The organism is Amycolatopsis coloradensis (genome assembly GCF_037997115.1).
In the GTDB taxonomy this organism is placed as follows: domain Bacteria; phylum Actinomycetota; class Actinomycetes; order Mycobacteriales; family Pseudonocardiaceae; genus Amycolatopsis; species Amycolatopsis coloradensis_A.
In genome coordinates this window covers 4,557,672-4,578,897 of sequence record NZ_CP150484.1, presented here as the reverse complement: position 1 = coordinate 4,578,897, position 21,226 = coordinate 4,557,672, and the positions used below count along the sequence as shown (strand labels likewise).

Below are 21,226 nucleotides of genomic sequence, written 5' to 3'. Positions count from 1 at the left end.
ATTTGCCAACCAGAGGAGAATTCCATGGCCACCACCGAAAGCGGACACCGGCGCAGCGTTCCCGTCCGGCATCAGGAAGTCCATGATGGACGGTCGTCCGGTGCCATAAGCCTCGCCGTGCTCCGTGTCGCCACCGGCCTGCTGTTCCTGTGGGCGTTCGTCGACAAGACCTTCGGTCTCGGTTACGCCACCGCTTCCGGCAACGCCTGGATCAACGGCGGCTCGCCGACGAAGGGCTTCTTGAGCCGGGTGGACGTCGGCCCGTTCGCCGAAACCCTGCGCTCCTGGGGCGGAACCTGGTGGGCGGACTGGTTGTTCATGGCGGGCCTGCTCGGCATCGGTCTCGCCGTCACCCTGGGGATAGGGATGCGGATCTCCGCCATCACCGGCACCGTGATGATGCTGCTGATGTGGGTCGCCGAATGGCCGCTCGACCGGACGAACGGCGCGGGTGAGCCGACCATGTCGACGAACCCGATCATCGAGTACCACGTGATCTACGCCCTCGTGCTCATCGCGCTCGCCACGACCGCCGCCGGAAACACCTGGGGGCTCGGAGAGCGCTGGACTCGACTGTCCTTCGTGGACCGGAATCCTTGGCTCCGGTGACCGTCCGGACACCGGAAGTCCCGGCACCGTTCCCGGTGCCGGGACTTCTGTCGTTCTCACAGCCGTCGAAGGTAGTGATCGGCCCATGGCCGCGGCCGGACAAGCACCCGGACGGCGCCCGCCGTGGCCCCTTCCGCCGACACGAAGACCGGGTCGAGGTGGACGTCGACGACCTCCGGCACCAGCTCCATGATCCGGTCCGTTCGCAGGAGCAGCGCAGCGAGCGCGGATCGGTCGAGAGCGCTGTTCCCGCCGAACAGCGCCTTGCTCGCGCGCAGGCTGTCGATGAGCGCTTCGGCGTCGTCGGTGCTGAGCGGCCCCAGGCCGGTCGATCCGTCGTCGAGCAAGGCTCCATCGATACCACCGAGCCCCAGGACGACGACCGGGCCGAACACGTCGTCGGACTGGCCGCGTACCAGCAGCTCACGATCACCGAATCGACGCCGGGTCACCCGGATCCCGAAACAGCCGAGCAGGTCCTCACCGTCCTTCCGGGACAGCCAGCCACCGCTCGGATGCGCGGAGAGGTACGCGCCCACCAACCGGGTCGCCGTCGCGAGATCGATACCGGTGAGATCGGGCAGGCCGCCCTCCCCTGCCTCGAGCCAGCGGGTTCGTTCGGACAGCTTCGCCATGACGGCCGCCGCCTCCTCGACATCGGCGTAGCAAGGAATCCCGCGGTGAGGGGCGACCGACGCCAGCTGGCCGAGCCGCACGGCGAGAACGGTCTTGCTCTCCGGCGCCGCGACCAGCCCGGCCAGCGGATCGCCGACACCGGTGGGCACGCCGGCGGCGATCACCGCGTCCACACCTTCGTCGGCCAGGACCTCGGTCACGCACGAGGCGAAGGTGTCTGCCGTGATCGCGGCGCTCGTGTCGAGCGGATTGCCCACGCTCGCGTGCTCGGGCAACAGCCGCCGGAGTGTGTCCTGGGTCTTCCGGCTCAGCTCGGGCAGGACCAGACCGTTGCGGACGCAGGCCTCCGCCCCCAGAACCGCGGCGCCCCCGGCGTTGCTCACGACCACCACCCGTGACCCCGATGGCAGCGGCTGCCACGAGAGCGCGGCGAGCAGGCCGAGGACCTCGGTCACCGTGTCGACGACGAGGACACCCGCCTGGCCGAACAACGCCAGTTTGGTCGCGGCCGGGACCGCTCGTGCGGCGGTGTGCGCGGCCGCGGCCCGCTGCGCCGCCGGGGCGGATGCCCCGCGAATGGCCACAACCGGCTTCTCCCTCGCGAGAGCGCGGGCGAGCCTGCTGAACTTTCGCGGGTTGCCGAAGGACTCCAGGTACAGCACGGCGATGTCGGTCTCCCCGTCGCCGCGCCACCACCGCAGGAGATCGTTGCCACTCACGTCGTACTTGTCACCGGCGGACACCAAAGTGGACAGACCGAGCCCCAACCCGGCGAGCGCGTCCATCAGCGCGATCCCGAAACCGCCGGACTGCGTCACCACCCCGATCCGGCCTCGCCGGGCGGCGCGGCGGGCGAAGGTCGTGTCGAGACGGGTCGCCGGAGCGCTGTTGACCACGCCGAAGCAGTTGGGGCCGACCAGCCGGATCCCGTACCTGGCGACGAGTTCACGGACACGATGCTCCAGGGGCGTCGCGGTCAGCCCCGCCGTGACGAGCACGATCGAGCGCACACCTGCCCGTCCGCAGTCTTCGACGACGCCGGGAACGGATTCCGCGGGTACGCAGACCACCGCCAGCTCGACTGAGGCGTCCAAAGAGGACACCGAAGGCGCACAGGGGACGCCGAGGATCTCCGTGGCGTTCGGGTTCACCGCGTGCGCGACGCCGGTATAGCCGGCGTCGAGAAGGTTCCGCAGGATCGCCCTGCCCACCGAGTCGTCCCGCCTGCCCGCCCCCACGACGGCCACCGAGGCCGGGGCGAGCACCGTGCGGAGACTCGCCACGTCGGCGAGCCGTTCCCGTTCCTCGATTCGCTCGAGGTATCTGTTCGGCTCGCCGAGTTCGATCTCGACGTCGAGCTCCGGCCCTCCCCTTCCGATGACGCACGGGAGGCCGAGGTCGGAGAACACCTTGATCATCCGGCTGTTCTCCGCGAGCACCAGCGCGATGAAACGGTGGATTCCCTGCGCCAAGGCCAAGGACACGAGATGTTCGAGCAACAGAGTGCCGACCCCGTGTGCCTGGACCGCACGGTCGACGACCAGGGCGACTTCGGCCGCGTCGTCCCCAGACGATGGGCGGTAGTGAGCGATCCCGATGAGGTCGTCCCCTCGGAATGCTCCGATACCCGTGCCTTCGATCGCCAACCGGCTCAGCAGATCCAGCCTCCCCGGATGGGCGGTGAAGAAGCGCAGATAGCGGTCACGCTCGTCCAACCGCTGATGCAGGTTCAAGACAGCGTCGAAGTCCTCCGCACGCAACCGGCGGACGGTGACCATGTCGCCGTCCGCCAGCAAGGCGCTCGTCCCGGCCGTCATGTCGCCGCCGGATTCCCGGTGACCAGTACGACGGCGACCACTCCCGGCACCGTCCGGGCGAGCGCGTCGAGCACCCGCCGTTCGGCTTCGTCCCGGAACTCGCCGGCGATGTTCACGTAGCCGCCGTCGACCTCGACAGTCCACTTCGGACGATGTCCGGCGTAGTCACTGATCAGGCCGTGTATCTGTGCGGCGATCGCGTCGTCGGGCCGGACGAGTGGGCGGAGCAGATCACGCCTGCTCACCACACCGATCAGAACACCCTCCTCGACGACCGGCAGGCAACGCAGCCGGTCGGCCAGCATCCGCCTGCCGATCTCCGTGACGTCGGTGGATGGCGAGACAACCTCCACCGGCGTGGACATCAACGCGCCGACCGTGATCCCGTCACCGCCCGCACGGATTCCTCGCAGCGCGTCGAATTCGGTGAACGTCCCCAGTACCCGGCCTTCGTGATCGACGACCGGAAGGCCGGCGAATCCCTTCTCGGCCAGCACTGCCACCGCCTCGCGAAGGGGGGTCGCGGGTGTGGTCGCCACCGCCGGGCTGGTCATGATCTCCGAAGCACGCATCGGAGCCTCCTTGTGATCGTTCTCGGTCAAGCACGTGTGCGCAGGAAGCCCCTGCACGCTTCGAAGAGGTCTTCCGGCGGACAAGCCGTGACACGGTGTTCGAAACCCGGTGGGACGGCTGGGCCACCCGTGTCCCCTGCCGTGGTCATCACGACCGGAACCCTCTTCCGGAGCGCGCACACCACACCGAATTCGCGTGCGGTCAAACCGGGCTCGGTGCCGCGGACGTCGACGGCGAGAGCCGGCCGGTCCTCTTCGTCCAGCGGACAGGTCCCGCCGGGTGCGAGCGCTCGGCACACTCCAGATCGGACATGGCAGGGGCTGACCCGGCAACCCAGGTCCCGCAACGCCACCGCGATCTCACGAGACTCGTCGAAGGTGGCCTCTGTCAACAGGATTCTCATCTTTCTCCCTTCAGGCCGCGGGTCGGTTCTGGGCAATCCGTTGCCATTCGCGCGCCCACTCGGCGGCACGGCGGCGCCCGAGCGCCGCCCGGCACGCCAGGAAGACCGTCGCGACCAGAGTGAGCCAGCCCAGCCACAGCCCCGTGCCGACACCGATGCCCTGACTCAGGGCATCGGTGTCGGTGACCGGCGCCTCGACGGGATGCCCGAGCGCGTCGAGCCAGATCCGCACCTCGTTCCCGGTCACCATCCCGGCGTCGACGGTCACCACGCCTTCACGAATCAGGCCACCTGGCCCTGTCCAACGGGCGGCGACCTCGACCTTCTCGTCAAGCGGCACGCCGTCAAGGCGCACGTGGACGGGTGGGGCGTCGGCGAGTAGCACTGCGGTCGTCTCCTGACGGTTCGCCGCCTGTTCCACCGCGCGCTCCCGCCCTTCGGCGTAGGCCCCGGATCCGGCGGCCGCGGCGAACGGGATCGCCAGCAGTACCAGCAGGACCGCGCCGATCATCAGCGCGGCTTCGAGTCGGTCGGACCAGCGGATGAGCGGATTTCGCCGCGTGATCACGGTGACGATTTCGGGCCGCGCTTTCATGGCTGTCTCCTGTGTCCTGGTTCGCTCAGAGGATCGGACCGGGCTCGTACGAAACAGAGGTCAGCAGCCGGCCGAGCCTGCCTTCCGGAGCCGAGGCGGGCGGCGGGATCACCACCACCGGACAGGTCGCGTGCCGCAGTGCCGTCTTGCACACCGAGCCGACCAGCAGTTCACGAATCTTGCCCGTGCCGTGGCTGCCCAGCACTAGGAGCGCGGCCCCCTTCGAACGCTCGACCAGCGTTTCGCCAGGGTCACCCTGGGGAACGTCGTAGGTGATGTCGAGCCCTTCGTGGGCGTCGAGGACTTTGGCGGTCGCGGCTTCCAGCGCCTTCAAATGGACGTCTCTCGCCTCCGCCACGGTCCGATTGGCCGACGCGTCGTCCAACATCTCGTCGTGGACCCACACATTGACCACCTGCAAGGCGGCGCCCTGCCTGACCGCTTCGTCGGCCGCCCAGCGCACCGCCGCGGCAGAACCCGCCGAACCGTCCATGCCGACGACGATCCGGTTCCCCGTCGCACTGTCCGTCATGGTGTTCTTCCCTTCTGTGCCGGTGTTTTCCGAGGTTCTTCGACCACGACGACCACCTGAGGGAATCCGGGAACACCGTCGATGCCGGCAAGCGCCCCGCGGATGGCGGGGGCGTCGAAAGGCTCGGTGAACGCGGTGGCCTCCAAGCCGTACTCGGTGGACGCGAGCAACAACCGCTGTGCGACCGCACCAGCCCTGACGAGCTGTTGCCGGCTTTCCGTCACGGTGGCGACCAGGAACGCGATCCAGGAGGCTTCCGGAGTCGCCTTCCTGGTGATCTGCCCGCCTATCTTGGGCAGCTCACGGACGTGAGACGGCTTGAGCACCCGCACCCGGATACCCTCGCTCTCGTTCGCTTCGGCGACCTCTCGCCCCCACGTCGCCACCGAGGACGGAGTCGGCTTGGTCCGGCGCCCGGACAGGGCGGCGAACCGGGCGAAATCGGCCGCCGCGGGGCGGATGCGACGCCGCGAGGCGAGCCTGGCGACCCGATCCAAGGCGCCGACGTCACAAGCCAGGTCGATGTGCGGCGCCCGGCCCAGCATCCTGATCGCACAATCGAGATTCGCCACTACCGCCCCGCAGACGATCAGTCGCGCACGCCCACCCCGGTCCCGCACCCAGTGGTTGTTCGCGAGACGTTCGTACAAGTCGAGCGAGTCCTCATGAACCGACAGCGTCCAGACATCGTCGATCCATCGCCTCGGGACCTGTCGTGCGGCCGCCACGAGGATCCGCTTCTCCTCCGTCGACCAGACATGCGCGGGGATCCCGGTGAACGTCGTCATGGCCGCTCCCCCGCGTTCCTGTCGCGGGCGACCTCTTCGATCGGGCGACGTGGCGTCTTCACGCCCGGATAGCCGTAACCGAGCCTGAAGACGGTCTGGGGATGGAAGGTGCCACCGAGCAGGTCACGCAGTTCCGCGCGTACGGCGCTGATCTCGATCGGCTGCGAATAGAACGAAGCGCTCAGTCCGGCGTCTGTGGCGGTGAGCAGGACCCGCTGCATCGCGCACCCCGCGCGGACCTGAGAGATCGGAGCGTCGTTCGGCATGGTCAGCACCGCTACCAGCGGGTCCTGCTCGAAGACGCGAGGAACACCGCCCTCGTTGACGTACCGTCCCGGGAGCAGCCCGCCCGCCGAACGAGGCCCGCCCGCGTAGGTGGGAACACCGTCGTCCTCTGCGGTTTGCCTCGTCCATTCCCGGAGTTCTCGTTGGAAGGCCGCGTCCAGGCCTTGAACGTGGTCGGCTCGGCGGATGAGTCCCGCGGTCGCCTCCAGCAGACCGGCTTCGTCGAGCAGGACCAGCCGTGCCCCCTCCTCACGAGCCGCCTCACGCGCGGCGGTCCGCACGTGGAGTGGCACCGGCTCGTCCGTGAAGGGGCGGCGGTTGCTGTACCGCCGGGGAATCGCCGCGGCAAGACGTCGCTCGATCACCGTGGGACGGTGACGGGGGCCGAGTGTCACTCGTGCCAGCAAGGAGGACCTCTCCCGTTCAGGCGCTAGTTCGACTTCACTGACTCGGCCAGCGGCGGCGATGGCGAGCCGCAGGTTCAGCAACGCCGCGCCACAGGCCAGCCGCGCCTCACGCGCCTGCGGATCACAGACGCCGAGAATCCGGCTTTCGTCGAGCACGACGTCGATCGTGTCCGGCGCCAGCTCGAAGATCCACGGCTGGGAGTTGTGCGGTGACGGCGCGCGCACCGCGGCGCGCAGCGCGTCCGCGACGACCGGCGAACGAGTGAGGACCATCCTGCTGCACCTGCCTTTCGGTCTCAGCGTCTCGCGTGACGGACGAGGACGGCAGTGGCTGTGGGCCCGGTGTGCCGGGACCTTCGGCACCGCTAGTCGTGAGTGGTGGTTCGGGCCACAGTGCCGTGAAGGACCCCTTCATTGCGTCTAGCGCAGTGAAGGGGTCCTTCACGTACTTCAAGAGACACGGCCAACGCCACACCGGCCACGCATGCTCCCTGCGCCTCCGCCTGACGCGACCCTGAAACCGGCGCACTCCAGGACACTAACGAGACGCGAACTCGCGCCATTCCTCCTGCCATCGCGCCCATCGAGCCCTGTCGAGCAGCACTCGACCACAGCCGTAACCGGCCAGCACGACCACGATGAAGGCAAGCCAAAGGCCGACTCCTGTCCCGACACCGAGGAGGCGGGCGTCGAGACCGGTGAGAGGTGCGGCGACCGGGTTCCCCGACTCGTCGAGCCAGACCGGGACCTTCGCGCCGGCTCGGCTCCCCCGCGTCGCCTGGACCTCGCCGACTCGGCTGTCCCCGTCACGAGTGACCCACGTCGCCTCGGCAGGCGCGGTGTCATCGACGACACCCGACCGGCCTCCGATGGCGATGGGCGCGCCGTCTTCGAGCAGGGTCGCTTCCGCGCGATATCTGGTGGCCTGCTCGGTCGCCGCCTGCTCGGCGCGGGCCGCGAACACACCGGAAGCCACCGCCGCGGCGACCGGCAGGGCGAGGACCACGAGGGCGACTGCGAGAAGCACCGTGAACGCTTCGATGCGATCTTCGCGGCGAGCGAGCGGGTTCCGCCCTGGATGGACCATGTGCCAGGCTCGCGACCAGCGAGACGACGTGTTCATGATCTGGACCTCCGCGGTGGATCGCCGGAACGTGTTGTCGCCACCATCACGCGGCGACGCCGCCCGGCAAGAGAGGCGACGGTCCCGCCAGGCCGGGACCTCCAGCCGTATTCCGGGCCCACCCGGTGGATCGAGACTGGCTTCATGCGAGTACGTGATGTCATGACCACCCCGGTCATCGCGGTGACGCCCGCGGCCACGATCGGCGAAGCGATCGCCGTGCTGACCGGCAAGGGATTCACCTCGCTGCCGGTCGTCGGCGACACCGGCGAGCTGCTCGGCGTGCTGGTCGAAGAGGACCTGCTCCGGGCGCGTTACCTTTCCGACGGCGATCCGGACAGCGGCGTCATGCTCAGCGGGCGTACCAAAGTGAGCGCGCTGATGCGGCGACCGGCGGCCGGTGCCCATCCCGATGGCGACCTGGCCGATCTGACGGCGAAGATGCTGGAGCGCCGGCTCCGATCCGTCCCGGTTCTCGAACACGGCCGCGTGATCGGCGTCATCACCTGGCAGGACCTTCTCCGTGCCGGGCCATCCGCGCAAAGGAATGAGCCATGAACACGAATCCCGACCACACCCGCCACCTTCTCGTGGGCGCCGACGGCTCGGCCGAGGGCGAGGAAGCGATCCGGTGGGCCATCACCGAAGCCACCGCCGTCGGCGACAAGGTCGAGGTCCTGATGGTTCTGCCGAGGGAAGAACTCCTTCCCGGCACGTCGTTCGCCCTCCAGCCACACGGCAGGGTTCCGGTGAGGAAGAACTACTCGCTCGACGACGCGGTCGCACGGATCCAGAGTGAGCTTCACGCGGACATCGAGGTGAAGACCATGCTGCGGCAAGGGAATCCGACGTCGGAACTGCTCGCGGCGGCGCGCGACGCGGACATGCTCGTGCTGGGCACGGGCAGGAAGAGCGCGGTCGGCAGGCTCGTCTTCGGCAGTGTGGCCACGGCTTGTATCAGACACGCGACGTGTCCCGTCGTGCTGGTGTCGACGCAGGCGGTTCATCGGTTCAGCCCGACCGCCTCCTGATTCATCCGTGCGGCCCGCGACCTCCGGCCGCATCGGCGGATCTCCCGGTTCGCCCTACCGTCCTGACCGTGTCCGAGCACGACTCCAGACGAATCGAGGCGTCCTGACATGTCACGAAGATCCCGGTCCACGGCAGCCGTATTGTCGTCGATCACGCTCTGTCTCGCCGTATCGGCGGGGCCCGCGTTCGCGGGCGAAACGGTCCCGGCCACGTCGGTCACTTCCCAGAGTGCCACAGCCCCCGCTCCGACCTCCCCGGCGAAGCCCGCCCCGACGACCCCCGTGAAGATCACCCCGACGTCGTCGCACCCCGCACCGGTTCCGTCGGAAACCGTATCGACCGCACCCCGGCAGACCACGACGAAACCGGCCTCCGCACCGTCGAACTCCCGGTCCAGCACCCCGGCGAAGTCAACTCCATCGCCCGCTGCGCCTGATCTCCCCGACCTGCAACTGACAGTGTGGTTCGACGAGCCCTCGTACCTCTCCACTCAGCTGATCACCGTGCACGCCAGGGTCACCAACAGGGGAACGGCGACGGCGAGCCGGGCGATCGTGAGTTCCACCGGTAACCTGTCGACCACGTGGTGGACTCCGCTCTCCCCGCCCGGTGTGCCGATCGAGCCCGGGCAGACCGTTGTCGGCACCGCCGACGGCTACGTGACCACCACATCCGGCCCGGTGACCCTGACGGTCACAGCCGCTCTGCTCGGCGACGAAGCGGACGCCGACCCGGCGGACAACACCGTCACCGCTTCCGTCCCGGTCACGCATCTCAGCGGCAGCTACCGCGGAACGATCTACGGCGACCGCGACGGGAACGGAACGATGGATCCCGGTGAGGCACTGGCCGGGGTCAAGGTGTCCACCTCGGGTGGCACACCGAACGTCGGCCGGACCACGACCACCGACACCCAAGGACGTTTCGTCTTCCAGGACCTGCCTGCCGGCCGTTACTGGACGATTCTCGAGAACGCCGAGTGGTACCTGGTGGGGCCGAACGTCGAGGTGGACGGCGTCGACGACCCCGACGTGGTGATCCGAGGCACGGCTTCGGCAGCCAAATGGCTGGCCGTGTCGATGGCTTTCGCACGGAAGACGTACCGGAAGAACGACGTCGCGCAGCTGACCGTGATGCTTGCCAACAAGGGCACGGCGGTGGTCAAGAACGTGACCGCGAGGTGCTGGACCACCGGGTCGGGCGAGCTCAAGACCGGCGATCTGTCCCCTGACGGGCCGGGTGTGACCGTCCCGGCCGGGGCGCAGCGGGTGCGCGTCATGACGGTCCGTATCACCGACGAGGCCGCCGCCGTGGGCCACCTGCGTGTCACTTGTGCCATCGGCGCGCCGCCGTTCCTCAACGGGCCGCCGACCGTCATGGCGACGGCGAGGATCCCCGGTGGCATGGCTCCGCGGGTCGACGGCTATCTGGGGCGCTTCCTGTGGAAGCCGCAGCTCGGACTTCCCTACAGCGATCCGCTTCCCGGGGTGAAGGTCTACCTGCGGGACCAGGTCACCGGAGCAGTCGTAGCTCGAGCGGTGACCGGCGGCAACGGCGGCTTCACCTTCCGGAACGTGCCGGCCGATCTGTACGACTTCGGGATCGTGGGACCGTGGAGGATGGTGTACTCCGACCCGGAATTCGTCGTCCGCGACGGGGAGAACGGCCCCGGCGACAATCCCTATCGCCACCTCTACTTCGTCGTTCCCGGCCCAGATCAGCCTGATCCGGATCCCGTGCCGCCGCTCAAGGGCCGTGAGGTCCTCCTACCCGGCCCGGTACCGGTGGCGACCCGGCCCCCGGCCCCGCAGCGGCCCGGCTTGGCCGAGACAGGCGTGGGGGTCACCTGGCTCGCGCTGGGCGGCATGATCACGACGATGGCGGGCGCGGCGCTCGTGCTCGGCGCGCACCGCAGGCGATTCCGGTAAGGGACGGCCGCCCAGCTTGGGCGTGGTCGGTGGCGTCACACCGAACGGGGACGGCGCGCGGGGCTGGCGGTCGTCGTCGACCCGGGGCTCGACCCGATCCGCGAACCGCGGCNTCACACCGAACGGTGTGACGCCACCGACGCATTCGCCTCACAATTCGAGTCGCACCTATACGTGTTCCACCGAGAGAACCGCCTCGGCATCCCGCGCCAGCTCGACGTCCTCGCCTGTTGCCAGGACGAAGACGGTCACCGGCGCGTCATCCGGGCTGATCGCCCGATCGCCGTCCCCGAGACAACGAGCCGGATCGACAGCGATCCCGAAGACACCCAGCCTCGCGGACAGTCGCGCGATCAGCTCCGGCTGATGCTCGGTGACCCCACCGGTGAACACGACGGCGTCGATCCGGTCGAGGCTCGCCGCCATCGCGCCGATCTCTCGACGGATCCGGTGCAGGTAAACGGCGACAGCCGACATCGCGTCGGGATCCCCGGCCGCTTCACGGGCCAGGACGGCGCGAAGGTCCCCGTCCGTTCCGCTCATTCCGGCGAGACCGGAACGGTGATACAGCGCGTCTTCCATCGCTTCGACCGACATCGGCGCCGTTCGCATGACGTGCAGCACCAGCCCGGGATCCACCGAGCCGGACCTTGTCGCCATCGCCGGCCCTTCCAACGGGGTGAAACCCATACTCGTGTCCATGCTCCGGTCACCGCGGATCGCGGTCACCGAGACACCGGCGCCGAGGTGGCAGCACAGGAGCCGCGGCTCCTCGACACCGAGGAGTGCCGTCACCCGGAGCGCCGCGTGACGGCACGAAAGGCCGTGGAAACCGTAGCGCCGCAGCCGCCCTTGAGTGGTCCATTCCCGTGGCAGCGCGTACCTCGACGCTTCTTCGGGGAGTTGGGAGTGGAAGGCCGTGTCGAACGACGCGATCACCGGCAGGCCGGGACGCGATCGGAACACCTCGCGTGCGAGGCGGACGGCCTGTGGCTGGTGAAGCGGCGCGAACGGGCTGAGCTTTTCGAGCGCGTCGACGACGTCCGGGGTGAGCCGGACCGGACCGGTCCTGGAACCCCCGTGCACGAACCTGATGGCCACGATGTCCACTGTGGACCACCGATCGAGAGCCTGTCGCGCGGCGTCATGGGCGTCGTCCAGGCTCATGGCGGCCCAGCCGACCGGCGTGCCGTCGACGACCAAGGACGATTTCAGGCTCGAAGAGCCGGGATTCAACGTCAGCACACGCATGAAGACTCCTTCGGGCACAAGTTCGCCGGGCGGGCGCGCCCTGGGGGTCGCGCGCCCACCCGGCCGGGGATGGTCAGCCCTTGCCGACCTCGATCTTGACGTGCTTCTCGTCCGGCTTGTCGTCGACCGGCATGGAGACTTCGAGGATCCCGTCCTTGTAGGCCGCGGTGACCTTTGCCGTCTTCGCACCGGACGGCAGGGAGACGGTCCGGCTGAACTTGCCGTAGTAGAACTCACTGCGACCGTGTTCCGCGGTCCTCGCCTCGCGTTCGGCGGTGATCGTCAGCAGCCCCTCGTGCGCGGTGACCGAGATGTTCTTCTCCGGGTCGAATCCGGGAAGCTCGGCCCGGACGAGGTACTTGCCGTCCTCGACCGACTCTTCGATACGCACCGGGTTGTGTTCGGCGAACGGCCACGGATTCTCCAGCCAGGCCGCGATACTGGGCAGGGTCATGCGCGAACCGGGTACGAGAGTTGTCATATCCGTTCTTCCTTTCCTGTTAGGGTGCCGTCAGGACTCCCAAGTCCAGTCACGGACTTCGGGAAGATCATCACCGTGTTCGACGATCCACCTGTGGTGCCTTTCACGCGCGTCCGTCATCCGTTGCCGTACGGCGCCGGCACGGGCGACAAGACCAGGCACCCGATCGATCACGTCGGTCACGAGCTGGAAGCGGTCCATGTTGTTGCGCACCAGCATGTCGAACGGGGTGGTCGTGGTTCCGTGCTCGATGTACCCGCGCACGTGCATGTCGTCATGGCTCGCACGCCGGTAGGCCAGCCGGTGGATCAGCCAGGGGTAGCCGTGATAGGCGAAGATCACCGGGCGGTCGGTGGTGAACAGCGCGTCGAATTCACGGTCGGTCATGCCGTGCGGGTGTTCCGCGGCGGGCTGCAGGCGCATGAGGTCGACCACGTTCACCACTCGGACCGCGAGTTCGGGCAGGTACTCCCGCAGCAGCTTGGCCGCAGCGAGCACCTCGACCGTCGGCGCGTCGCCGGCACAGGCGAGCACCACGTCGGGTTCCCGATCCGGATGGGTGCCGGCCCACTCCCAGATCCCGGCGCCGCGCGCACAGTGCACCGCCGCGTCTTCGCCGTCGAGCCAGACGGGGCTGTCGTTCTTTCCCGCCACGATCACGTTGACGTAGTCCCGGCTGCGCAGGCAGTGGTCCGCGACCCACAGCAACGTGTTCGCGTCCGGCGGCAGATAGACCCGGACGACTTCCGGGCTCTTGTTGGCGACATGGTCGACGAAACCCGGATCCTGGTGGGAGAACCCGTTGTGGTCCTGCCGCCAGACGTGGGAGGTCAACAGATACGTCAGCGACGCGACCGGCCGCCGCCACGGGATCTCCCGATGCACCTTGAGCCACTTGACGTGCTGGTTGAGCATCGAGTCGACGATGTGCACGAACGCCTCGTAGCACGAGAAAAGCCCGTGCCTGCCCGAGAGCAGGTAGCCTTCGAGCCAGCCCTGACAGAGGTGCTCCGAGAGCACCTCCATGACCCGGCCGTCGGCGGCGAGATGCTCGTCGACGGGTTCGATCTCGCACAGCCAGCTCTTGGCCGTCACGTCGAACACCGCGTCGAGCCGGTTGGAAGCGGTCTCGTCCGGGCCGAACAGCCGGAAGTTCGCCGCCTTCCGGTTCAGCGCGAACACGTCCCGCAGCCAGCGCCCGAGCACGCGCGTCGGTTCGGCGGCAGCGCCTCCCGGCCGGACGAGCGGGATCGTGTGCGGCGGCACCGCCGGAAGCTCCAAGGGCCGCAGCACGAGACCGCCGTTGGAGTGCGGTGACGAACCCATCCGGAGATCGCCGTGCGGGATCAGCCCGGTGACCTCGGACGTCGGCCTGCCGTCCTCGTCGAACAGCAGCTCCGGCCGATAGGAACGCAGCCATTCCTCCAACTGCCGCAAATGCTCGGGGTTCCCGCGCGCGTTCGGGACCGGGACCTGATGCGAGCGCCACGTTCCTTCGACCTGCTTACCATCCACAATGGATGGTCCGGTCCAGCCCTTGGGGCTGCGCAGCACGATCATCGGCCAGCTCACGGAACCCGTCGGCGCGCCCGCGGAGCGGGCCCGCACCTGGATTCCGTCGATCTCGTCCAGCGCACCGTCCACCGCCGCGGCCATGGCCTGGTGCATGACCGCCGGATCGTCGCCCTCGACGTAACGCGGGGCGTACCCGTACCCGCGCAGCAGCTCGTCGAGCTCGGTGCCGCTGATCCGCGAGAGCACGGTGGGGTTGGCGATCTTGTAGCCGTTCAGGTGCAGGATCGGCAGCACCGCGCCATCGCGGGCGGGATTGAGGAATTTGCCCGAGTGCCAGCTGGTGGCCAGCGGCCCGGTTTCCGCCTCACCGTCACCGACGACGCAGCCGACGACGAGGTGCGGGTTGTCGAACGCGGCACCGAAGGCGTGCGCGAGGGAGTAGCCCAGTTCGCCTCCTTCGTGAATCGAGCCCGGAACCTGCGGAGCCACGTGACTGGGCACCCCGCCCGGGAAGGAGAACTGGCGGAACAGCGTCCGCAGACCACTCTTGTCGTAGGGGACTTCCGGCCACGCCTCCGAGTAGCTGCCTTCGAGCCAGGTATTCGCGTAGAGGGCCGGACCACCGTGACCTGGTCCGGTCACGAACATCGCGTTCAGGTTCCGCCGCACGATGGCCCGGTTAAGGTGGGCGTAGACGAAGTTCAGTCCTGGAGAGGTACCCCAGTGGCCGAGCAGACGCGGTTTGACGTGTTCGGGCTTCAGCGGCGATTCCAGCAGCGGATTGTCCATCAGGTAGATCTGGCAGGCGGCGAGATAGTTCGCCGCCCGCCACTGAGCGTCCACTTGGGACAACTCGGCGGGAGTCAGGACCGACGGCGCGGCCGGAGCGCTGAGAACGGTCATCGCGACTTCTCCGGCCGGACCACCATCACCGGGCACTCCGCGTGGTGCGCGAGCGCTTGGCTGGTCGAGCCGAGCAACTGCCCGGTGAAGCCGCCCCGGCCCCGGCTGCCCACGACCACCAGCTGCGCCTTGGCACTCCACTCCAGCAGGGCATGCCGCGGCCGGTCCTGCACGAGAACCCGCTCGACCTTGACGTCCGGATACTTCTCCTGCCAGCCTGCGAGCCGCTGCGCCAGCAGCCGGCGTTCCTCGTCCTCGATCGACTCCCACTGCACGACAAGCCGTGCCATCCCGTAGGCGTCGTCGTAGGTGACGTCTCGCCATGCGTGGACCACGACCAGGTCGGCCTTCCGCCACGCGGCCTCTTCGAAGGCGATCTCCAGTGCGCGCTCGCTCAGCGGGCTGCCGTCGATACCGACCACGATCGGCCCCTCGGCCGGATACGCGGTGGTGTTCTTCCTGCCCCGCATGACCACCACGGGACAGTGGGCGTGGGCGACGACCGCAGACGCCGTCGAACCGATCGTCATCTCGCCGAAGAAGCCCCTCCCGGTGCCGCCGACGACCACCATCGCCGCCGACTCCGACGCGTCGATCAAGGTGGGCACCGGAGAGTCCGCCGGCATCCGCGTGTCCACGTCCACTCCGGGTGCCACCGAATGCGCCTGTCCGACGGCCTCCTCCAGCACACGCTGACCTTCCTCGGCGAGGATGTCGTACCAAGGCGTGGGGCCCGCCAATCCGGCTCCGTAAGCCAGCTTGTCGACACGCAGCGCGTGCACGATGAGCATCTTCATCAGTCGTTCCTCGGCGACGGCGGCGGCCCACCGCACGGCCGCCCTGCCCGGCTCCGTCCCGTCCACTCCGACGACGATCTTCCGGTCCGCCGCGTTCATCGTTCGTCCTCCTGATAGGTCACTTTCGCTTCCACCACACCGGGAACCGCCTCGGCCAGCAATTTGGCCACGTGGCGGTCGGTGTCGCTGTCGTAGGCATCACCCACCCGCACGACGCCGTCTCGTACTTCGACCGTCCACCGGCCAGGTCCGCCGTAGATCGCCAGGTGATGGCGGACGTCCGCCGCGATCGCCTCGTCGGAACGGGCGAAGGCACGCACGAAGTCGCCTCGTGTGAGGATTCCGACCACCTTCGAACCGTCCACGATGGGCATCACGCGGATCCGTCCGTCGAGCAGGGCCCTGCCGACGTCGGCGGCGTCCGCGCCGGTGCTCATCCCCGTGGCCGGTGTCGTCATCACCTGAGCGACGGTCAGCCCCGGCCTCGGCCGTGCCTCGTGGTCCGGGCCCGAGCGGACGTCGTGCGGGAACCGGTTCCTGATCAGATCGGCCTCGGTCACGATGCCGATCAGCCGGTCGTCCTCGTCGATCACCGGCAACGCGGTGAATCCCTTTTCCGCCAACAGCTCGGCAGCGTGTTTCGCGGTGGTCCCGGGCGTCACCGTGACGACCGGAGCGGACATCAAGTCCCGTGCTCGCATGCTGAGCTCCTCACTCGGTTTCCTGTCCGGTCATAGCCGGACGAACGACCGCCACCGGGCATTCCGAGTGCGCGACGAGTGCCTGGCTCGTGGAGCCGAGCAACATCCCCCGGAACCCGCCGCGGCCTCGCGACCCGACGACGAGCAACTGGGCGTGTTCGCCGAATCCGAGCAGCGCGCGGACCGGACGGCCGCGGACGACCACCGTCTCCACGCGCAGGTCCGGGAACTTGGCCCGCCAAGGCGCGAGTTGTTCGTCCAACGCTTGTCGCTCCGCCGACTCGATCGCGTCCGGGTCGACCGTCAAGGCGTGCACCCTGGCCGATTCGTGGTCGGTGACCTCGTTCCACACCCTGACCACGATCAGATCCGTGCCGCGGAGCGACGCTTCGTCGAAAGCGAAGGCCAAGGCCGCTTCGCTTGACTCGGAACCGTCCGTGCCCGCGACGACCGGGCCGGTCTCCGGTGGAACGTCTTCCGGGTGCTTCCCCCTCGCGACGACGATCGGGCAATGCCCGTGCTGCGCCAACGCCACCGCCGTCGAACCGACCAGCAGACCGGTGAAGCCACCGAGGCCGCGGGAACCCAGCACGATCAGGATCGCCGTCCGCGATTCCTGGACCAGTGCGGCCACCGGCGCCCATTCCCGCGCGGCGGACTCGACGATCAGATCCGGGTAGCGCTCGGCCACCGCGTCACAGGCTTCGGCGAGCCACCTCGCCCCTTGAGCCTCGAACGCAGACCGGACCGCCTCGGCCGACGGCAGCACGCCGGGCATCCTCACCGGAGGAACCGTGTACACGTGGACCAGCCGGAGCCGCTTCCCCCTCTGGACGGCCTCTGCCGCCGCCCACACCGCGGCCCGCCGGGCGGATCCCGAACCGTCGATCCCCACTACGACCGCGCCTTCAGCCACGCTCGGCATATCCACTCACCTCTTTTGTCCGAGCAGGCTTCACCGCGGCGGCGATTTCGCCCGCCCAAGCCCGCACCGCCGGCCAATCCCGGTAGTCACCGTCCTTGACCCGGAGCGCCGTCACGACCGCTCGTTCGGCGAACCGCAGCAGGTTCCGGTCGATCCGGCCCGGGAACACCACGTGCCCGCGTGCCCCGGACGCCACCATCAGCCGAGCCACGTCCACCGGATCCGGTTCCGCCGCGGGCTTCAGCGGCGCTCCCACCGGGCCGCTGGAGAACAACCACACGTTCTTGGTCCTGAGGACTTCGGCGTGCTCGCCGACGACGTTTCTCGCCTGCTCGAGCCATTGCCCCAGATACACACCGCTACCCACCAGAACGACGTCGAACTCATCCACCGACGTGACGTCCTCGGCCCTCGACACCCGCACCGTCGCCTGACCCCGCAGCTCCGACGCGAGGGCTCGGCCGATTTCCCCCGCGATCTCCCAGGTCCCGCCGTGGCGGCTGGCCGCCGCTACGAGGATCTTCATTTCGCACTCCCGTCTGGTCACTTCCCAGCTTCGACCAGTGATGAGTTCAGGAGGAGAGACCGAAGTCCCGGTGAGACGGGCCCACAGTCCCGGCTTGATCGCCTCGGTGGCACAGCTCCGCCGGCGAGGACCTTGGTCCCTACCCCACGCCGCGAACTCGGCAGGAATCTGGAGATTCGCGAAATCGGGAGGAGCACTCATGCGAACACTCGTGGCACACCTCGCTGCCGTGACCATTCTGGTGGCGGCCACGACCATCGGGCTGTCGGACAACGCGGCCGTCGCCAGTACGCGGTATGTCGACCTCGGCGAGATCTCCGGCGTCCTGGACGCCTACGCGGTGGATGTGAACGACCACGGGCTCGTGATCGGTACGAGCAGGAAGAACCCGGACGATTCCCATGAACCCACTGTGTGGGACCGCGACGGACGACGCACCGTCCTGCCGGATTTGCCGGACAACGCCGATTCGACCTACCCGAAGGCGATCAACGGCCGGAACGAGATCATCGGCCAGGCCCCGACGACGGACGGCCGGATCCACGCCGTACGTTGGACCTCTGACCACCGGATCATCGATTTGGAGTTCCCGCCGGGCACGACGGGACTCGCTGCGAACGCCATCGCCGGCGACGGCACGGTCATCGGCTACGCGATGCCGGGTATGCGCCCGGCTCGCTGGGACCGGACCGGCCGGGTCAGCGAACTGACCGGTCCACCCGGTCTGCGGGACATCACGGCGACGGCGGTGAACGACCGCGGACTCATCACGGGATACGGTATCGGCGAGGCGTGGAAGGCACAGCCCCTGCTGTGGAACTCGTCCGGACAGATGCGTGCGTTGGCTTTACCGTCCGGTATCACGACAGCAGTCGCCGCGGGGTTGAACAATCGAGGGACCGTGGTCGGTGGCAGCGGCGACTTCGCGCTCCTTTGGGACCGTGGCGGGCGTCCCGCTGTGCTACCGAATCTTCCCGGCGAAACCTCATCCGCCACGGCGATCACCGAACGCGGAACCGTCCTCGGGTACTCGAGCGCTCCCAGCGGCACGACGGCGGTCCGCTGGATCCATGGCCGGATATCCCGGCTAGAGCGTCCGTCCGGGAGCATCTCGACCCACGCGCGCCAGCAGAACGATCACGATGTCGTGGTCGGTGGCGCCGCGATGGGCCCGAGGCAGAATGTCCCGGTCTGGTGGGATCGCGACGGCGTGGTCCACACGCTCGACTGCCCTCCCGGCACCTACTCCTGCACGGTCGAATCGGTCAACGATCACGGGATCGCGGTCGGGCACGCCTTCGTCATTTCCCCGGAACGTGGGGCGAGCCACGCGTTGTTGTGGAAATTGGGACGGTAGCGGCTCGAGCCAGTCGAGCACCAGCGGCATGATGTGGCACGACAGGCCGGTACTGCCGGCGGTCAGCAGCAGGACACCTACTGGGTACACAGCGAGAATCGCACCCAGCTGCACCACCGAGAACGGCGGGTAAGGGTAACGTGCGGTTCCCGCCGCCATGGAAGCAGCTGTCGTACAGATCTTCACCATTCCACCAGGCAAGCGCTCCCGCCCGATAGATCCGGGCGTCGGACATCGCGGTGAAACCGCTGTCTCGACTGCCCGATTCGTACGGCTACGCCCGCGGCGAGCGCGAGCAGAAACCAGGGCGCATATCGGGCAATACGTTGCCGGGAAACAGATACAGCACTCCCGGCGAGGCGCCAGAATCTCGACGCCGACAAGAGCAAATTCAACCACGCCGAAAGCGGGTGAACTTTCCACCACGCAGGCTGATCGACCTCCCGGCGTCATTCCGGAGCATCGAGCAAGGCCGACGCGCTGAGCTCACCTTCGATGACGGAACCGGCGACCGCGCTCAACTTCAGATTGCGCTGACTCGCATAGCCGCGGAGCGCGGAAAGCGCGGCCGCCATGTCGACGGCCAGCTGTTCGGCGACGACTCCCTTCGCCTGCTCGACCACGATGAGACTCTCCAGCGTCGCCTGAAGCTGCTCGGTCACGAACTCGTAGTGGCGAACAGGGTGATGCTGGAACAGACCGATCGTCCCGACGTCCGCCAATGCCTGAGCGGTCCGGAGGTCCCTCACACCGAACTCGCCGCGGTTCCGCCGGAGAATGTTGAGCACCCCGACGGCCTCGCCTCGCAGACGCATGGGAATCGCGGCTACTGCGGCGAAACCGGCATCGATGGACGCGATCGCGAACCTCGGCCACCGGGCCGGTGCGACGTGCAGATCCGGCTCCTCGACCCGCACACCGGATTGGAAGGCATCCAGTGACGGGCCTTCCTCTGTCTGAAGGTGGAACAAGTCCGTCAGCCGTATCCACTCCTCGGACGTGGCGACCAGTTGCAGCGGACCGTGCTGGGTGGTCAGCAGCACGCCTGCCGCGTCCGCGTCCAAGAGCTGTGTACAACGTTCCACCAGCAGGTGCAAGAACTCTATGACATCGAAGTCGGCCAGCAACGTGTCAGCCAGCTCCGCCAGCGCATCAACGATACGGTCTTCGATCATCGGAGCGTCCTTGTCATCTGATCCGTAAGAGGTCCTTGAGGAACGGGTGAGAGGGTCATGGCGGCTCCTTGAAGGGAGCGAAGCGAACTTCGCGAGCCACGACCGCGGCAGCGAGATCGCTGAGCGTTCTCTGTTCCGCGAAGGCGCGTGCTCGCAGACTGGCCAGCGCGTCGCGCGCACTGACCCGCAGTTGAGCGGAGACCATTCCGGTCGCCTGGTGCACCTGCGCGCTGTGCAACGGCAAAGCTTCGATCCGGGGAGCCCCGTCCGGACGGGGTAGTCCCGCGTGTTCGTCCAGCAGCATCCGCAACGCCAATTGGGCGAACGCCAACGCGTCGATCAGGGACGCGGGACTCAGCGCAAGGGCGTCAACCCGGTGCAGTGAGAAAGCGCCGAGCACGATCGAGCCGACCCGCAAAGGCAAGGCGAACACCGCATGGGCACCCGCTTCCACCGCCAGGGGTGTGAACAATGGCCAACGACTTTGAAGTTCCGGAGTGTCGAGATCGGCGGCCAGAACGGCGATACCCTCCCGACACGCGTCCACCGACGGCCCCTCCTCGACTGTGTTGTGCAATTCGGCCAACTGCTCCGCGAGTGGACTCGTCGCACAGCGGGTGTCGGACACACCTCGCGGCGTGTCGATCGTCAAAGCCACGCCGTCCACCTCGAGCCGCCCGACAGCCGCCTCGCACAGCGTAGTCGTGGAAAGTGAGCGCCCCAGTGAGGCGGCATGTTCAACAGCCCAAAGCAGCACTTGAGGCAGCGGGCCGCCGTTGTCGCCGGTCATCGTCACCGCCTCGTTTCACTGTCGAGCAAACCGCTCTCCACGTCCGACCGGTTATTGAAGCAGACCCCGACGGGTTT

The 21,226-nt window shown here is 68.1% G+C and carries 21 protein-coding genes; 5 read left to right on the top strand and 16 right to left on the bottom strand.

All coding sequences use genetic code 11. From position 1 onward, the window contains the following. The first annotated feature begins 24 nt into the window (after positions 1-24). Entirely contained in the window at positions 25-609 is a 585-nt protein-coding gene (locus tag LCL61_RS21430; protein ID WP_340681336.1) for a hypothetical protein, read from the top strand. Positions 610-665: 56 nt separating this feature from the next. Here LCL61_RS21430 and LCL61_RS21425 read toward each other — a convergent pair whose 3' ends face one another. The 7 genes from LCL61_RS21425 to LCL61_RS21395 form a co-directional block, all read right to left on the bottom strand. Then, positions 666-3,062, bottom strand: coding sequence for a GNAT family N-acetyltransferase (locus LCL61_RS21425; protein ID WP_340681335.1), 2,397 nt, complete (start codon positions 3,060-3,062; stop codon positions 666-668). Then, positions 3,059-3,634 (bottom strand): CBS domain-containing protein, encoded by a 576-nt coding sequence (locus tag LCL61_RS21420; protein ID WP_340681334.1) that lies wholly within the window; start codon positions 3,632-3,634, stop codon positions 3,059-3,061. The genes LCL61_RS21425 and LCL61_RS21420 overlap by 4 nt, the downstream gene beginning before the upstream one ends. Before the next feature lie 414 nt (positions 3,635-4,048). Continuing rightward, on the bottom strand, positions 4,049-4,633 hold the full coding sequence (locus LCL61_RS21415; RefSeq protein WP_340681333.1) for an Rv1733c family protein: 585 nt from the start codon (positions 4,631-4,633) through the stop codon (positions 4,049-4,051). Between the two features lie 25 nt (positions 4,634-4,658). Continuing rightward, positions 4,659-5,165 carry a universal stress protein gene (locus LCL61_RS21410; RefSeq protein WP_340681332.1) on the bottom strand — a complete coding sequence of 169 codons (507 nt, stop codon included), beginning with the start codon at positions 5,163-5,165 and terminating at the stop codon, positions 4,659-4,661. Next, positions 5,162-5,953: a hypothetical protein gene (locus LCL61_RS21405; RefSeq protein WP_340681331.1), complete on the bottom strand. Its 792-nt coding sequence runs from the start codon at positions 5,951-5,953 to the stop codon at positions 5,162-5,164. The genes LCL61_RS21410 and LCL61_RS21405 overlap by 4 nt, the downstream gene beginning before the upstream one ends. Beyond that, on the bottom strand, positions 5,950-6,918 hold the full coding sequence (locus LCL61_RS21400; RefSeq protein ID WP_340681330.1) for an Acg family FMN-binding oxidoreductase: 969 nt from the start codon (positions 6,916-6,918) through the stop codon (positions 5,950-5,952). The genes LCL61_RS21405 and LCL61_RS21400 overlap by 4 nt, the downstream gene beginning before the upstream one ends. A gap of 265 nt (positions 6,919-7,183) precedes the next feature. Further along, positions 7,184-7,768, bottom strand: coding sequence for an Rv1733c family protein (locus LCL61_RS21395; protein ID WP_340681329.1), 585 nt, complete (start codon positions 7,766-7,768; stop codon positions 7,184-7,186). A gap of 144 nt (positions 7,769-7,912) precedes the next feature. On the opposite strand from LCL61_RS21395, the gene LCL61_RS21390 reads away from it, so the two are divergent. The 3 genes from LCL61_RS21390 (at position 7,913) to LCL61_RS21380 (ending at position 10,728) form a co-directional block, all read left to right on the top strand. Then, a complete protein-coding gene (locus LCL61_RS21390) occupies positions 7,913-8,326 on the top strand; it encodes a CBS domain-containing protein (RefSeq protein WP_340681328.1) in 414 nt (137 codons plus the stop codon). Then, the gene (locus tag LCL61_RS21385) at positions 8,323-8,799 is read left to right on the top strand and encodes a universal stress protein (RefSeq protein ID WP_340681327.1); all 477 of its coding nucleotides are present in this window, start codon (positions 8,323-8,325) and stop codon (positions 8,797-8,799) included. The genes LCL61_RS21390 and LCL61_RS21385 overlap by 4 nt, the downstream gene beginning before the upstream one ends. A 108-nt stretch (positions 8,800-8,907) precedes the next feature. Then, positions 8,908-10,728, top strand: a complete 1,821-nt coding sequence (locus tag LCL61_RS21380; RefSeq protein ID WP_340681326.1) for an SdrD B-like domain-containing protein — start codon at positions 8,908-8,910, stop codon at positions 10,726-10,728. Positions 10,729-10,896: 168 nt separating this feature from the next. On the opposite strand, the gene LCL61_RS21375 is transcribed toward LCL61_RS21380, so the two are convergent. The 7 genes from LCL61_RS21375 to LCL61_RS21345 all read right to left on the bottom strand — a co-directional run bounded on the left by LCL61_RS21375 (position 10,897) and on the right by LCL61_RS21345 (position 17,827). Next, complete coding sequence (locus tag LCL61_RS21375; RefSeq protein WP_340681325.1) at positions 10,897-11,979, bottom strand: acetate kinase; 1,083 nt, start codon at positions 11,977-11,979, stop codon at positions 10,897-10,899. 73 nt (positions 11,980-12,052) lie between these two features. Further along, entirely contained in the window at positions 12,053-12,460 is a 408-nt protein-coding gene (locus tag LCL61_RS21370; RefSeq protein ID WP_340681324.1) for an Hsp20/alpha crystallin family protein, read from the bottom strand. Between the two features lie 30 nt (positions 12,461-12,490). Further along, the gene (locus tag LCL61_RS21365; protein WP_340681323.1) at positions 12,491-14,878 is read right to left on the bottom strand and encodes a phosphoketolase family protein; all 2,388 of its coding nucleotides are present in this window, start codon (positions 14,876-14,878) and stop codon (positions 12,491-12,493) included. Then, a complete protein-coding gene (locus tag LCL61_RS21360) occupies positions 14,875-15,774 on the bottom strand; it encodes a universal stress protein (protein ID WP_340681322.1) in 900 nt (299 codons plus the stop codon). Before LCL61_RS21360 ends, LCL61_RS21365 begins: the two co-directional genes overlap by 4 nt. After that, positions 15,771-16,376, bottom strand: coding sequence for a CBS domain-containing protein (locus LCL61_RS21355; protein ID WP_340681321.1), 606 nt, complete (start codon positions 16,374-16,376; stop codon positions 15,771-15,773). Before LCL61_RS21355 ends, LCL61_RS21360 begins: the two co-directional genes overlap by 4 nt. A gap of 10 nt (positions 16,377-16,386) precedes the next feature. Continuing rightward, positions 16,387-17,301, bottom strand: coding sequence for a universal stress protein (locus LCL61_RS21350; RefSeq protein WP_340681320.1), 915 nt, complete (start codon positions 17,299-17,301; stop codon positions 16,387-16,389). Beyond that, positions 17,285-17,827: a flavodoxin domain-containing protein gene (locus tag LCL61_RS21345; protein WP_340681319.1), complete on the bottom strand. Its 543-nt coding sequence runs from the start codon at positions 17,825-17,827 to the stop codon at positions 17,285-17,287. Before LCL61_RS21345 ends, LCL61_RS21350 begins: the two co-directional genes overlap by 17 nt. A gap of 199 nt (positions 17,828-18,026) precedes the next feature. Here LCL61_RS21345 and LCL61_RS21340 point away from each other — a divergent pair, with 199 nt between their 5' ends. Continuing rightward, positions 18,027-19,184: a hypothetical protein gene (locus tag LCL61_RS21340; RefSeq protein ID WP_340681318.1), complete on the top strand. Its 1,158-nt coding sequence runs from the start codon at positions 18,027-18,029 to the stop codon at positions 19,182-19,184. A 449-nt stretch (positions 19,185-19,633) separates the two neighbouring features. On the opposite strand, the gene LCL61_RS21335 is transcribed toward LCL61_RS21340, so the two are convergent. Together LCL61_RS21335 and LCL61_RS21330 are read right to left on the bottom strand one after the other, a co-directional pair. Next, a complete protein-coding gene (locus LCL61_RS21335; RefSeq protein ID WP_340681317.1) occupies positions 19,634-20,359 on the bottom strand; it encodes a GAF and ANTAR domain-containing protein in 726 nt (241 codons plus the stop codon). Between the two features lie 55 nt (positions 20,360-20,414). Then, positions 20,415-21,149 (bottom strand): ANTAR domain-containing protein, encoded by a 735-nt coding sequence (locus LCL61_RS21330; protein ID WP_340681316.1) that lies wholly within the window; start codon positions 21,147-21,149, stop codon positions 20,415-20,417. Between the last annotated feature and the right edge of the window lie 77 nt (positions 21,150-21,226).

Excerpts from the sequence above, each read along its gene's own strand:
- LCL61_RS21405 (WP_340681331.1), bottom strand. The coding sequence starts at position 5,953 with ATGACGACGTTCACCGGGATCCCCGCGCATGTCTGGTCGACGGAGGAG.
- LCL61_RS21330 (WP_340681316.1), bottom strand. The coding sequence starts at position 21,149 with ATGACCGGCGACAACGGCGGCCCGCTGCCTCAAGTGCTGCTTTGGGCT.
- LCL61_RS21400 (WP_340681330.1), bottom strand. The coding sequence starts at position 6,918 with ATGGTCCTCACTCGTTCGCCGGTCGTCGCGGACGCGCTGCGCGCCGCG.
- LCL61_RS21335 (WP_340681317.1), bottom strand. The coding sequence starts at position 20,359 with ATGATCGAAGACCGTATCGTTGATGCGCTGGCGGAGCTGGCTGACACG.
- LCL61_RS21380 (WP_340681326.1), top strand. The coding sequence starts at position 8,908 with ATGTCACGAAGATCCCGGTCCACGGCAGCCGTATTGTCGTCGATCACG.
- LCL61_RS21425 (WP_340681335.1), bottom strand. The coding sequence starts at position 3,062 with ATGACGGCCGGGACGAGCGCCTTGCTGGCGGACGGCGACATGGTCACC.
- LCL61_RS21360 (WP_340681322.1), bottom strand. The coding sequence starts at position 15,774 with ATGAACGCGGCGGACCGGAAGATCGTCGTCGGAGTGGACGGGACGGAG.
- LCL61_RS21375 (WP_340681325.1), bottom strand. The coding sequence starts at position 11,979 with ATGCGTGTGCTGACGTTGAATCCCGGCTCTTCGAGCCTGAAATCGTCC.
- LCL61_RS21345 (WP_340681319.1), bottom strand. The coding sequence starts at position 17,827 with ATGAAGATCCTCGTAGCGGCGGCCAGCCGCCACGGCGGGACCTGGGAG.
- LCL61_RS21430 (WP_340681336.1), top strand. The coding sequence starts at position 25 with ATGGCCACCACCGAAAGCGGACACCGGCGCAGCGTTCCCGTCCGGCAT.
- LCL61_RS21350 (WP_340681320.1), bottom strand. The coding sequence starts at position 17,301 with ATGCCGAGCGTGGCTGAAGGCGCGGTCGTAGTGGGGATCGACGGTTCG.
- LCL61_RS21395 (WP_340681329.1), bottom strand. The coding sequence starts at position 7,768 with ATGAACACGTCGTCTCGCTGGTCGCGAGCCTGGCACATGGTCCATCCA.
- LCL61_RS21355 (WP_340681321.1), bottom strand. The coding sequence starts at position 16,376 with ATGCGAGCACGGGACTTGATGTCCGCTCCGGTCGTCACGGTGACGCCC.
- LCL61_RS21415 (WP_340681333.1), bottom strand. The coding sequence starts at position 4,633 with ATGAAAGCGCGGCCCGAAATCGTCACCGTGATCACGCGGCGAAATCCG.
- LCL61_RS21390 (WP_340681328.1), top strand. The coding sequence starts at position 7,913 with ATGCGAGTACGTGATGTCATGACCACCCCGGTCATCGCGGTGACGCCC.
- LCL61_RS21410 (WP_340681332.1), bottom strand. The coding sequence starts at position 5,165 with ATGACGGACAGTGCGACGGGGAACCGGATCGTCGTCGGCATGGACGGT.
- LCL61_RS21385 (WP_340681327.1), top strand. The coding sequence starts at position 8,323 with ATGAACACGAATCCCGACCACACCCGCCACCTTCTCGTGGGCGCCGAC.
- LCL61_RS21420 (WP_340681334.1), bottom strand. The coding sequence starts at position 3,634 with ATGCGTGCTTCGGAGATCATGACCAGCCCGGCGGTGGCGACCACACCC.
- LCL61_RS21365 (WP_340681323.1), bottom strand. The coding sequence starts at position 14,878 with ATGACCGTTCTCAGCGCTCCGGCCGCGCCGTCGGTCCTGACTCCCGCC.
- LCL61_RS21340 (WP_340681318.1), top strand. The coding sequence starts at position 18,027 with ATGCGAACACTCGTGGCACACCTCGCTGCCGTGACCATTCTGGTGGCG.
- LCL61_RS21370 (WP_340681324.1), bottom strand. The coding sequence starts at position 12,460 with ATGACAACTCTCGTACCCGGTTCGCGCATGACCCTGCCCAGTATCGCG.